We start from the raw sequence: 12902 nt of genomic DNA on the forward strand, positions 1-12902 counted from the left end.
TAGGGACGGTCTGACCTGCAGCGGCCTCATCCCAGGACGGGTTAGGCCGCTGCAGGTCAGGCGGGCCCGCTGCGGTCAGCCTGCGACCAGCACGCGGATCGCTTCAAGGCGCAGCGCTGCTTTGGCCAACATGGCCAGGCCCTCTTCGCGCTGCTTGCGCAACGCGTCGATTTCACTGTCCCTCACGCTTGGGTTGACCGCTTGCAGTGCCACCAGGCGTGCGAGCTCTTCGTCGGCCTCGGCGGCCAGGCGTCGTTGGGCTTCGGCCACCCGTTGCTCGTGTAGCGGGACGATCTTTTCTTCGCCGCTGCCGATACGCTTTGCAAGCACGTCGCGCTGTGCCTGGACGAACTTGTTGGCACTGGCACGGGGTACGCTTTCGAGCTGATCGTTCAGGGTCTCGAATGCGACCCGCGAAGCCAGGTCATTGCCGTTGGCATCAAGCAGGCAGCGCAGGGCGGCTGGCGGCAGGTACCGGCCCAGTTGCAAGCTGCGCGGCGCGACCACCTCGCTGACGAACAGCAACTCGAGCAGCACGGTCCCAGGCTTGAGCGCCTTGTTCTTGATCAGCGCCACAGCGGTATTGCCCATCGAGCCGGACAGCACCAGGTCCATGCCGCCTTGCACCATCGGGTGCTCCCAGGTCAGGAACTGCATGTCTTCACGCGACAGCGCCTGGCCGCGGTCATAGGTGATGGTCACACCTTCGTCATCGCCCAAGGGGAAGCTGGCATCGAGCATCTTCTCGCTGGGCTTTAGGATCAGCGCGTTTTCCGAATGGTCTTCACTGTCGATACCGAACGCATCGAACAGGGTTTCCATGTAGATCGGCAGGGCGAACTGATCGTCCTGCTCGAGGATGGCCTCCACCAGCGCTTCACCCTCTCCGGCGCCGCCGGAATTGAGTTCGAGCAAGCGGTCACGGCCGGTATGCAGCTCGGCTTCGAGCCGCTCACGTTCGCTACGCGCTTCGTTGACCAGGCTGTCCCAGGCCTTGCTGTCATCGCTGTCGAGCAGTGCCAGCAGGCGGGGGCCGAACTGATGCTGCAGGGCGTTACCGGTGGGGCAGGTGTTGAGGAAGGCGTTGAGCCCTTCGTGGTACCACTGGAACAGGTGCGCTTGCGGCGTGCCTTGCAGGTACGGTACGTGCAACTCGATGGTGTGCTTCTGGCCGATACGGTCCAGACGGCCGATACGTTGTTCGAGCAGGTCGGGGTGGGCAGGCAAGTCGAACATCACCAGGTGATGAGCGAACTGGAAGTTGCGCCCCTCGCTGCCGATTTCCGAGCAGATCAGCACCTGGGCGCCGAATTCTTCATCGGCGAAGTAGGCCGCCGCGCGGTCGCGCTCCAGGATGCTCATGCCCTCGTGGAAGACCGAAGCCGGAATCCCGGAACGCACGCGCAGGGCGTCTTCCAGGTCCATGGCGGTCTCGGCATGGGCGCAAATGACCAGCACCTTGGTGCGCTTGAGCATTTTCAAGGTGTCGATCAGCCAGTCGACCCGCGGGTCGAAGCGCCACCAGCGCTCTTCCTGCGCCTGGTCCGCCTGGGACTGGAACGCCACCTCAGGGTAAAGCTCGGCGTGTTCGCCCTCGGGCAAGCTGGCGTACTGCTCTGGGTTGGGCAGTGGGTGAGGGTGCAACTGCCGCTCAGGGAACCCCTGGATGGCGGCGCGGGTGTTGCGGAACAGCACGCGTCCGGTGCCATGGCGATCGAGCAGTTCGCGGATCAGTCGGGCGCTGGCCTGGCTGTCTCCGTCGTTGACCGCCGCGAGCAGTGCGTCGCCCTCGGCCCCGAGGAAACCCTGGATGGTGGCGTGGGCCTTTGGCGACAAGCGTCCCTCGTCCAGCAGCTCTTGCACCGCCTCGGCCACCGGGCGGTAATGCTCGCTTTCGGCGCGGAAGGCCGCCAGGTCATGGAAACGGTTGGGGTCGAGCAGGCGCAGACGCGCGAAATGGCTGTCCTGGCCCAATTGTTCAGGGGTTGCAGTGAGCAGCAGCACGCCGGGAATGACCTGAGCCAGCTGTTCGACCAGTGCATATTCGGCGCTGGCGTGTTCCTCGTGCCAGACCAGGTGGTGCGCCTCATCGACCACCATCAGGTCCCAGCCCGCCGCGAACAGCGCATCCTGGGCTTTCTCGTCGTCGACCAGCCACTCCAGCGCGACCAGCGCGAGCTGGGCGTCCTCGAAGGGGTTGCTGGCATCACTTTCAATGAACCGTTCGGCATCGAACAGGGCGACCTGCAGGTTGAAGCGCCGGCGCATCTCCACCAGCCATTGATGCTGGAGGTTCTCGGGTACCAGGATCAGCACCCGGCTGGCGCGGCCGGTCAGCAGTTGGCGATGAATCACCAGGCCTGCCTCGATGGTCTTGCCCAGGCCCACTTCGTCGGCGAGCAGTACGCGAGGTGCGCTGCGGTCGGCCACTTCGCGGGCGATGTGCAACTGGTGGGCGATGGGCTGGGCACGGCAGCCGCCCAGGCCCCACAGCGTGGACTGCATCTGCTTGCTGGTATGCTGCAGGGTGTTATAGCGCAGGCTGAACCAGGACAGCGGGTCGATCTGGCCGGCGAACAGGCGGTCGCTGGCCAGGCGGAACTGGATGAAGTTCGACAGCTGGGTCTCCGGCATCGTCCGGGGCTGATTCTGCCCGTCGAGCCCGTGATAGACCATTAGGCCGTCGATGTCCTCGACTTCCCGCACGGTCAACTTCCAACCTTCGAAGTGAGTGATCTGGTCACCTGGCGAGAAGCGCACGCGTGTCAGCGGCGCATTGCGCAGGGAATATTGGCGGGTATCGCCAGTGGCCGGGTAGAGGACGGTCAGGAGGCGGCCATCCTGCGCCAGGATGGTACCCAGGCCGAGCTCTGCCTCGCTGTCGCTGATCCAGCGTTGCCCCGGTTGATACTGCTGCGCCATACTGCCTGCACTCCCGCGATGAAAAAGCCGATTATGTTAACGGATCGGCCGGGCAGACCAAAGTGCCGAGTGCACCTGAGGGTGCCGAACGGTCTCGGCCGGTGCATCAGTCTAGCCGTTTCGTCGCTTCCTGCCGTGCCGACGAGGGTTCTGCATCCCATGCCTGCCAAGCCTCTTTGCGTTGTCTTGAGCCTCACGGTCGGCGGTTTGCTCCTGGCAGGATGCAAGCCGAAGACCTTCGAAATGTTGCCGCCTATCCCCATGGAGCAACTGGAGGTGCTGGGCGTACAGGCACCGCTCAAGAGTGTGCACTACCGGGACAGGGACGGCGAAGGGCTGTTGGTCTTGAGCCGTGTCGATGGCCAGGCCAGCGACCCTGAAAGTGAGCAGGAAGTGGATAAGGTCGTGCTCAAGGCCACCTTGTACGGCCGAAGCAAAGCGCAGGAAGCCTTCCAGGCGCGCTGGCAGATCGATCAGCAAACCACGTGTCCGGGTTTGGACCTGGATGTGGATTTCTACACCGATGTCAGCGGCGTGGCCGACCTCGACCAGAACGGTGCGGCCGAGGTGACGGTGGCCAGCCATGCGTTCTGCGGAGGAGGTGTCGAGCCCCATGACATCGCCATCGAGATGCGGGACGGGCAAAGGGTCTACAGCATCACGGGCCAGTCGCTGATCACCCCGGCAGGCGAAGACCCGATCGGCGGCGAGCGCCAGGACAGTGCCTCGCTCAAGGCCGCCCCGGCCTGGGTTCGGGCCCATATGGATGCAGTGTGGCAGCAGGTCTACCAGCGTCCCTGGAGCGAAACCGCCTTGCAGGACCAGGATGAGGCGGCGGACGAACCGGGCTAAATGTTGTCCATGACTTCAAGGCAGCAGCAGGGCTGCCGATACAGGGGTACAGGAGAACCGCCATGCTGCCACCGATCATTCCGCTCAGCGCTGCCCCGGTCACCTCGCAGCAGGACCCGGTCAAACCGACCCCGGATATAAAGCCGGTAGTGCCGGCGCAGCCTGCGTCCGGTGAAAGTGCAATCGACCTCAAGCGCCAGCGTGACCCGCAGCATCAGCAGTTGCTGCTGCGCGAGGAGCAGCGCCGACAGCAGCAACGCGAGGGTAAAGGCAAAGGTCACGATGAGCGATTCGACGCGTTGCCGGGCAATGAGGTCAACGCCGACAATACCGTGCCAGTGGTGCCCTTGATGGGCGAGCCCGTGCGCCAGGGGCTGCTGGTGGACATCGAAGTATGAAACGGGACTGGCAAGCGTCTGGTTCTGGCCCCATCATGCAGTATCCGTAGCGTGTAGAGCCCAGTATGAGCCAAGACAATCTCATTGACTTCGATGCCGAACGTGCACGCCGCGTGCATGACATCAAGGAAAAGCGCCTGAACGAGATGCGCGATGCCTTCGAGCAGGCACTGCCCTTGAATGCTGCCAAGAAGAAGTCCAAGCGCAAGCCCAAGAAGCGCTGATGCTTGACGCAGGTCAACCCTGCACCCGCCCCGCGCGCCCGTCCCCGGGCGTCATTGACCCTGGTCAATTTTCTCCCGTCTGGCATTGGTTACTGTTCTCCCATCGGACAACGGCAAACAAATGGAGAGGTCGGCATGTTCTTCGACAACGTGGTTATCGCAGGGGTGGTAACGGTGGGGTTGATGGTGGCTTTCTTCGCCGGTCTAGGCATTTTCATCTGGAAGGACTCGAGCAAGCGCAAGCGCCCTTGACCTTCTCGATTCACGAGCACGCAAGGCATTTAGGGCGACTTCGGTCGCCCATTTTTTTGCCTGGCATTTGTTCCGGCGACGTGGGCCGTTACGCGCGGGCGTGGCTGGCAGCGGCAAGCATTTGCGTTTGATGACTGCGCAGCGCGTTCCATTCATCGTGAGGTGGGGCATGACTATTACATCCCAGGATATCTGCAATGCAGCCGAGCAGCTCAAGGGCTTCGTCGGCTTTCACGGTAAACGTGGCCTCTATATCGTGCGTTTCTCCGAGGATGCCTTCGGCATGGATATCGCCGACGACAGCATCATGCCGTGCAACGAGTTCGTATGGCGACCTGAGCAGGGGCATCGCATGGCCTTGTGTCGCGAGCGGCTGGGCCTGTTGCTGGAGCAACGCATGGATGAGCGGCTGAATGTGAGTGAGCCGCTGAGGGCTTACCTACGTCGGCACGACCTGCCGGAGATTGTGGCCGAGCGGCGCTTGCACCCGGCAGGCGTCATCGCGCCAGCGATATGAAGGCGGGGGGCTCGGCAGAAGGCGTCACGCTGGTATCGGCACGATGAGTGGCCATGACGCGATCCCGGCCGTTGCGCTTGGCTACATACAAAGCGGTGTCCGCCTGGCGTAACCAGCCGTCCGGCGTCTCCAACGAGGGGTCGAACGGGCACAGGCCAATGCTCAAGCTGATGCGCAGGTGCGGTGTCTGCGGGTCGCGGTAGGCCGCCACGCGCTCGCGCAGGCGCTCCATGGCCTGGCAGGCCTGGGCTTCGGTGGTGCTCGGCAGTATCACGCAAAACTCGTCACCCCCGTAGCGACCGGCCTTGTCGCCCTCGCGCAGGGCGCCGAGCAACTCGATGCTCACCTGGCGCAGCACCTGATCGCCCACTACATGGCCGAAGGTGTCGTTGATGGTCTTGAAATGATCGATGTCGATCAGGGCAACTACCGCTTCACCGCGCTGTTTCCTGCACCCGTGAAAACGCCTCGCCAGAAGGTCTTTCCAGGCGCCGTGGTTGAGCAGCCCGGTCAGGCTATCGGTCAGGCTGAGGGTGTTGAGTCGGCGTTTGTGCTCGGCCAGCTTGATTGCCAGTCGATAGCAAACCCACCCTAGCGCCGCCGGGTACAACGTCAGCATCGGCAGGCAGGCGTAGACCTGAAAGGCGGTGGCGTCGGGTTGAAATCCCGCCCCCAGCAAGACGCAAGCCGTAAGCATGCCTGCCACTTGCGCCATGCCTGCGCGAATAGCCAAGGCCTTGCCGCCGGCTGCGACGTTGTTCATGGTGATCATCGATAGAACGGTAACCGTCGGCAGCGGATTGAACTGCATGGCACCGGCCCAGAACCCACCCATTAGCGAATCAAGAAAAAAGTTGCGTTGCTCGGCCTGGTAGGGGGCTTTGGACCGGGCCGCCCACAGATAGGCCAAATGTGGCCACAGCAAGCCGTTGAACAGCATGAATGCCCAAACCCAGGCGGGGGGAGACAGTGGTTCCACTGCGGCCATTACCGCGAAAAGCCCCACACCCTTGCCCAGTACCCGTGGCAGATAAATCCGTTTGGCAAACGAAAGGCCCTTGCCGGTGCGTGTATCCATGGGTGTGATCTCTATCGGGGCGCTTATTGCTTAACGTGCGCGAGTATTCTGGGCCATGGGCGGTGCACGAGACATGGCCTTGCAAGCCAAATCACGGGTGATGCGAGCAGTGGAGGCAAGTATGCCTGACTGGGATCTGAAAGAAGATGGCAAAGCTGGGCGGCGTTGTTGGCACGCCTTGGCCCAGCTTCCTTATAGAAGAAGAGGGGATGTTACCCGTACGCCGTGAGGCTACGTTTCACTTTTGCTGACCGTCTTGAGGCGTTTGCGAGCGCTTTTCATCTTTGAGTAACTGTGACGGCGACTTGCCGCTGTCGCTGCGCACCTGGGCATGGCTGATCAGACCAAAGATGAAACTGCCGCCGATGATGTTGCCGGCCAGCGTAGGCAAGGCAAAGTGCAGCAGGAAGTTACTCCAGGTCTCTTCACCTGCCCAGACCAGATACGAGACTTCTACCGACCCCACCACGATATGAGTGAAGTCGCCCAATGCCATGAGGTAGGTGATGACCAGGATGATCCAGATCTTGGCGTGCTCCATGGAGGGGATCATCCAGACCATGGTGGCGATCATCCAGCCGGACACGATGCCTTTGGCAAACATCTGGCTGACGTCGTTTTCCATCACCTTGCGCCCCACTTCCAGGAACGCGATGTCCGTCTTGGTATCGAAGATGGGCAGTTCGAGCATTACCCAGGCCACCAGCAAGGTACCGGCCAGGTTGCCGGCCAGGACCACGCCCCAGAGACGCAGGAGGCGACCGAAGTTGCCTAGCGTTGGCGTCGTCATCACCGGCAGGACGGCGGTCAGAGTGTTCTCGGTGAACAACTGCTGCCGTGCGATGATGACGGCTAGGAAGCCGGCGCTGTAGCCGATACTGGCGATGACTTGCGCGCTCTCGCCGTCCGGCAGACGCGAGTACAGAAGACCCATGGCCATCAGTGACAGCCCCATGGACAAACCTGCGGCAAGGGCTGACCACCAGAGCGCAGCCAATGTTCGTTCCAGTTCCTGATCGCCCTGCAACCGGATGGTCTCGTGCAGCACTGCCGCACGTGGCGGTTGGTTGGAGCTGACCTCCTGTTGTTCGTCTGCAGACAGGCCCGGGGTTTTCTCGCTTTGCGCCTCGCTCATTACCGCTACGCTCCGTGGTGGGTTTATCTACAGATTCACCGCGGCCTCATTAAGTTGCGCGGAGTGGGGCGGTACACGCGCAAAAGTTTTTAAATCAAAGGGTTGACTCCAGATTCAAAGCGCGTATTATTCGCCACCTCGCAGCGAGTAACGCAGCGGGGAAGTCGGTCAGCGGTTGAAGTTTCAAGTCTTCGAGTAAGGCGCTTCAAAAAACTTCAAAATAAACGCTTGACAGGCAATGAGTAAAGCGTAGAATGCGCGCCTCGGTTGAGACGAAACACGCTCAGCCAAACGCTCTTTAACAAATCGAATCAAGCAATTCGTGTGGGTGCTTGTGAGTATGGACTGATAGTCAAAAAGATTATCAGCATCACAAGTGGCCATGCGAGAAATCACATAGTCATTTGAGATTGCTGAGCCAAGTTTAGGGTTTCTTAAAAACCCAAGCAGTATTGAACTGAAGAGTTTGATCATGGCTCAGATTGAACGCTGGCGGCAGGCCTAACACATGCAAGTCGAGCGGATGATGGGAGCTTGCTCCTTGATTCAGCGGCGGACGGGTGAGTAATGCCTAGGAATCTGCCTGGTAGTGGGGGACAACGTTTCGAAAGGAACGCTAATACCGCATACGTCCTACGGGAGAAAGCAGGGGACCTTCGGGCCTTGCGCTATCAGATGAGCCTAGGTCGGATTAGCTTGTTGGTGAGGTAATGGCTCACCAAGGCGACGATCCGTAACTGGTCTGAGAGGATGATCAGTCACACTGGAACTGAGACACGGTCCAGACTCCTACGGGAGGCAGCAGTGGGGAATATTGGACAATGGGCGAAAGCCTGATCCAGCCATGCCGCGTGTGTGAAGAAGGTCTTCGGATTGTAAAGCACTTTAAGTTGGGAGGAAGGGTTGTAGATTAATACTCTGCAATTTTGACGTTACCGACAGAATAAGCACCGGCTAACTCTGTGCCAGCAGCCGCGGTAATACAGAGGGTGCAAGCGTTAATCGGAATTACTGGGCGTAAAGCGCGCGTAGGTGGTTTGTTAAGTTGGATGTGAAAGCCCCGGGCTCAACCTGGGAACTGCATCCAAAACTGGCAAGCTAGAGTACGGTAGAGGGTGGTGGAATTTCCTGTGTAGCGGTGAAATGCGTAGATATAGGAAGGAACACCAGTGGCGAAGGCGACCACCTGGACTGATACTGACACTGAGGTGCGAAAGCGTGGGGAGCAAACAGGATTAGATACCCTGGTAGTCCACGCCGTAAACGATGTCAACTAGCCGTTGGAATCCTTGAGATTTTAGTGGCGCAGCTAACGCATTAAGTTGACCGCCTGGGGAGTACGGCCGCAAGGTTAAAACTCAAATGAATTGACGGGGGCCCGCACAAGCGGTGGAGCATGTGGTTTAATTCGAAGCAACGCGAAGAACCTTACCAGGCCTTGACATGCAGAGAACTTTCCAGAGATGGATGGGTGCCTTCGGGAACTCTGACACAGGTGCTGCATGGCTGTCGTCAGCTCGTGTCGTGAGATGTTGGGTTAAGTCCCGTAACGAGCGCAACCCTTGTCCTTAGTTACCAGCACGTTATGGTGGGCACTCTAAGGAGACTGCCGGTGACAAACCGGAGGAAGGTGGGGATGACGTCAAGTCATCATGGCCCTTACGGCCTGGGCTACACACGTGCTACAATGGTCGGTACAGAGGGTTGCCAAGCCGCGAGGTGGAGCTAATCTCACAAAACCGATCGTAGTCCGGATCGCAGTCTGCAACTCGACTGCGTGAAGTCGGAATCGCTAGTAATCGCGAATCAGAATGTCGCGGTGAATACGTTCCCGGGCCTTGTACACACCGCCCGTCACACCATGGGAGTGGGTTGCACCAGAAGTAGCTAGTCTAACCTTCGGGAGGACGGTTACCACGGTGTGATTCATGACTGGGGTGAAGTCGTAACAAGGTAGCCGTAGGGGAACCTGCGGCTGGATCACCTCCTTAATCGACGACATCAGCCTGCTGATGAGCTCCCACACGAATTGCTTGATTCATTGTAAAAGACGATGTTGTAAAGCGACCCTGTTATAGGTCTGTAGCTCAGTTGGTTAGAGCGCACCCCTGATAAGGGTGAGGTCGGCAGTTCAAATCTGCCCAGACCTACCATTACTTGGTTCAGCCGTAGAATACGGGGCCATAGCTCAGCTGGGAGAGCGCCTGCCTTGCACGCAGGAGGTCAGCGGTTCGATCCCGCTTGGCTCCACCAATCCTTCAGGCTTTAGGTTTGCAGCACTGTTCAGAACACAGAAATGAACATTCCGGTGTGAATGTTGATTTCTGACTTTTGTCAGATCGTTCTTTAAAAATTCGGATATGTGATAGAAATAGACTGAAGACCAGTTTCACTGCTGGAATTCAGGCTAAGGTAAAATTTGTGAGTTCTGCTCGTAAGAGCAACGTGCGAATTTTCGGCGAATGTCGTCTTCACAGTATAACCAGATTGCTTGGGGTTATATGGTCAAGTGAAGAAGCGCATACGGTGGATGCCTTGGCAGTCAGAGGCGATGAAAGACGTGGTAGCCTGCGAAAAGCTTTGGGGAGTCGGCAAACAGACTGTGATCCAGAGATCTCTGAATGGGGGAACCCAGCCAGCACAAGCTGGTTATCTTGTACTGAATACATAGGTGCAAGAGGCGAACCAGGGGAACTGAAACATCTAAGTACCCTGAGGAAAAGAAATCAACCGAGATTCCCTTAGTAGTGGCGAGCGAACGGGGACCAGCCCTTAAGTTGATTTGAGATTAGTGGAACGCTCTGGAAAGTGCGGCCATAGTGGGTGATAGCCCCGTACACGAAAATCTCTTGTCAATGAAATCGAGTAGGACGGAGCACGAGAAACTTTGTCTGAATATGGGGGGACCATCCTCCAAGGCTAAATACTACTGACTGACCGATAGTGAACCAGTACCGTGAGGGAAAGGCGAAAAGAACCCCGGAGAGGGGAGTGAAATAGAACCTGAAACCGTATGCGTACAAGCAGTGGGAGCCTACTTTGTTAGGTGACTGCGTACCTTTTGTATAATGGGTCAGCGACTTATATTCAGTGGCGAGCTTAACCGAATAGGGGAGGCGTAGCGAAAGCGAGTCTTAATAGGGCGTTTAGTCGCTGGGTATAGACCCGAAACCGGGCGATCTATCCATGGGCAGGTTGAAGGTTAGGTAACACTGACTGGAGGACCGAACCGACTACCGTTGAAAAGTTAGCGGATGACCTGTGGATCGGAGTGAAAGGCTAATCAAGCTCGGAGATAGCTGGTTCTCCTCGAAAGCTATTTAGGTAGCGCCTCATGTATCACTGTAGGGGGTAGAGCACTGTTTCGGCTAGGGGGTCATCCCGACTTACCAAACCGATGCAAACTCCGAATACCTACAAGTGCCGAGCATGGGAGACACACGGCGGGTGCTAACGTCCGTCGTGAAAAGGGAAACAACCCAGACCGTCAGCTAAGGTCCCAAAGTCATGGTTAAGTGGGAAACGATGTGGGAAGGCTTAGACAGCTAGGAGGTTGGCTTAGAAGCAGCCACCCTTTAAAGAAAGCGTAATAGCTCACTAGTCGAGTCGGCCTGCGCGGAAGATGTAACGGGGCTCAAACCATGCACCGAAGCTACGGGTATCACCTTATGGTGATGCGGTAGAGGAGCGTTCTGTAAGCCTGTGAAGGTGAGTTGAGAAGCTTGCTGGAGGTATCAGAAGTGCGAATGCTGACATGAGTAACGACAATGCGAGTGAAAAACTCGCACGCCGAAAGACCAAGGTTTCCTGCGCAACGTTAATCGACGCAGGGTTAGTCGGTCCCTAAGGCGAGGCTGAAAAGCGTAGTCGATGGAAAACAGGTTAATATTCCTGTACTTCCAGTTATTGCGATGGAGGGACGGAGAAGGTTAGGCCAGCCTGGCGTTGGTTGTCCAGGTTTAAGGTGGTAGGCTGAAATCTTAGGCAAATCCGGGATTTCAAGGCCGAGAGCTGATGACGAGTTGCCTTTAGGCGACGAAGTGGTTGATACCATGCTTCCAAGAAAAGCTCCTAAGCTTCAGATAACTGGGAACCGTACCCCAAACCGACACAGGTGGTTAGGTAGAGAATACCAAGGCGCTTGAGAGAACTCGGGTGAAGGAACTAGGCAAAATGGCACCGTAACTTCGGGAGAAGGTGCGCCGGCGAAGGTGAAGGGCTTGCCCCGTAAGCTTTTGCTGGTCGAAGATACCAGGCCGCTGCGACTGTTTATTAAAAACACAGCACTCTGCAAACACGAAAGTGGACGTATAGGGTGTGACGCCTGCCCGGTGCCGGAAGGTTAATTGATGGGGTTAGCGCAAGCGAAGCTCTTGATCGAAGCCCCGGTAAACGGCGGCCGTAACTATAACGGTCCTAAGGTAGCGAAATTCCTTGTCGGGTAAGTTCCGACCTGCACGAATGGCGTAACGATGGCGGCGCTGTCTCCACCCGAGACTCAGTGAAATTGAAATCGCTGTGAAGATGCAGTGTATCCGCGGCTAGACGGAAAGACCCCGTGAACCTTTACTATAGCTTTGCACTGGACTTTGAATTTGCTTGTGTAGGATAGGTGGGAGGCTTTGAAGTGGGGACGCCAGTTCTCATGGAGCCATCCTTGAAATACCACCCTGGCAACTTTGAGGTTCTAACTCAGGTCCGTTATCCGGATCGAGGACAGTGTATGGTGGGTAGTTTGACTGGGGCGGTCTCCTCCCAAAGAGTAACGGAGGAGTACGAAGGTGCGCTCAGACCGGTCGGAAATCGGTCGTAGAGTATAAAGGCAAAAGCGCGCTTGACTGCGAGACACACACGTCGAGCAGGTACGAAAGTAGGTCTTAGTGATCCGGTGGTTCTGCATGGAAGGGCCATCGCTCAACGGATAAAAGGTACTCCGGGGATAACAGGCTGATACCGCCCAAGAGTTCATATCGACGGCGGTGTTTGGCACCTCGATGTCGGCTCATCACATCCTGGGGCTGAAGCCGGTCCCAAGGGTATGGCTGTTCGCCATTTAAAGTGGTACGCGAGCTGGGTTTAGAACGTCGTGAGACAGTTCGGTCCCTATCTGCCGTGGACGTTTGAGATTTGAGAGGGGCTGCTCCTAGTACGAGAGGACCGGAGTGGACGAACCTCTGGTGTTCCGGTTGTCACGCCAGTGGCATTGCCGGGTAGCTATGTTCGGAAGAGATAACCGCTGAAAGCATCTAAGCGGGAAACTTGCCTCAAGATGAGATCTCACTGGGATCTTGAATCCCCTAAAGGGCCGTCGAAGACTACGACGTTGATAGGTTGGGTGTGTAAGCGCTGTGAGGCGTTGAGCTAACCAATACTAATTGCCCGTGAGGCTTGACCATATAACACCCAAGCAATTTGCTTCTGCAGATTGCGGTGGTGAAGATGGCATGAGCCGAAAGTTCGCAACGCATCGCAAACATCACATATCCGAATTCGCTGGGCTGTCCAACAGGACATTCTGGCTACA

8 protein-coding genes, 2 tRNA genes and 2 rRNA genes are annotated in these 12902 nt (G+C 57.8%); 9 read left to right on the forward strand and 3 right to left on the reverse strand.

Going from position 1 to position 12902, the window contains the following annotated elements:
* Positions 1–75: 75 nt before the first annotated feature.
* The gene (gene rapA, locus CWR53_RS05715) at positions 76–2922 is read right to left on the reverse strand and encodes an RNA polymerase-associated protein RapA (protein ID WP_058606028.1); all 2847 of its coding nucleotides are present in this window, start codon (positions 2920–2922) and stop codon (positions 76–78) included.
* 159 nt (positions 2923–3081) lie between these two features.
* Here rapA and CWR53_RS05720 point away from each other — a divergent pair, with 159 nt between their 5' ends.
* From CWR53_RS05720 to CWR53_RS05730, 5 genes are all read left to right on the forward strand, one after another.
* Complete coding sequence (locus CWR53_RS05720; RefSeq protein ID WP_058606027.1) at positions 3082–3774, forward strand: M949_RS01915 family surface polysaccharide biosynthesis protein; 693 nt, start codon at positions 3082–3084, stop codon at positions 3772–3774.
* A 62-nt stretch (positions 3775–3836) separates the two neighbouring features.
* Positions 3837–4172, forward strand: a complete 336-nt coding sequence (locus tag CWR53_RS05725; RefSeq protein ID WP_100851010.1) for an aspartate-semialdehyde dehydrogenase — start codon at positions 3837–3839, stop codon at positions 4170–4172.
* 65 nt (positions 4173–4237) lie between these two features.
* Positions 4238–4396: a hypothetical protein gene (locus CWR53_RS22920; protein ID WP_088523537.1), complete on the forward strand. Its 159-nt coding sequence runs from the start codon at positions 4238–4240 to the stop codon at positions 4394–4396.
* A 135-nt stretch (positions 4397–4531) separates the two neighbouring features.
* Complete coding sequence (gene ccoM / locus CWR53_RS23340; RefSeq protein WP_023535213.1) at positions 4532–4648, forward strand: cytochrome c oxidase subunit CcoM; 117 nt, start codon at positions 4532–4534, stop codon at positions 4646–4648.
* 169 nt (positions 4649–4817) lie between these two features.
* Positions 4818–5165 carry a DUF2025 family protein gene (locus tag CWR53_RS05730; protein ID WP_058606025.1) on the forward strand — a complete coding sequence of 116 codons (348 nt, stop codon included), beginning with the start codon at positions 4818–4820 and terminating at the stop codon, positions 5163–5165.
* On the opposite strand, the gene CWR53_RS05735 is transcribed toward CWR53_RS05730, so the two are convergent.
* Positions 5146–6243, reverse strand: a complete 1098-nt coding sequence (locus CWR53_RS05735) for a diguanylate cyclase (RefSeq protein ID WP_058606024.1) — start codon at positions 6241–6243, stop codon at positions 5146–5148. The genes CWR53_RS05730 and CWR53_RS05735 overlap by 20 nt on opposite strands.
* Positions 6244–6481: 238 nt before the next feature.
* The gene (locus CWR53_RS05740; RefSeq protein WP_058606023.1) at positions 6482–7378 is read right to left on the reverse strand and encodes a formate/nitrite transporter family protein; all 897 of its coding nucleotides are present in this window, start codon (positions 7376–7378) and stop codon (positions 6482–6484) included.
* A gap of 454 nt (positions 7379–7832) precedes the next feature.
* Between CWR53_RS05740 and CWR53_RS05745 the strand changes: the two genes are divergently transcribed.
* The 4 genes from CWR53_RS05745 (at position 7833) to CWR53_RS05760 (ending at position 12774) form a co-directional block, all read left to right on the forward strand.
* Positions 7833–9369: ribosomal RNA gene (locus CWR53_RS05745) — 16S ribosomal RNA — on the forward strand.
* Between the two features lie 85 nt (positions 9370–9454).
* Positions 9455–9531 (forward strand) — tRNA-Ile (locus CWR53_RS05750).
* A 24-nt stretch (positions 9532–9555) separates the two neighbouring features.
* Positions 9556–9631, forward strand: a tRNA-Ala gene (locus CWR53_RS05755).
* A 250-nt stretch (positions 9632–9881) separates the two neighbouring features.
* Positions 9882–12774 (forward strand): 23S ribosomal RNA (locus CWR53_RS05760).
* Together the 16S and 23S rRNA genes with 2 tRNA genes alongside form the textbook arrangement of a ribosomal RNA operon.
* Positions 12775–12902: the final 128 nt, after the last annotated feature.

Origin of the sequence: Pseudomonas sp. SGAir0191, from assembly GCF_002812565.2 — a bacterium.
Taxonomy (GTDB): domain Bacteria; phylum Pseudomonadota; class Gammaproteobacteria; order Pseudomonadales; family Pseudomonadaceae; genus Aquipseudomonas; species Aquipseudomonas parafulva_B.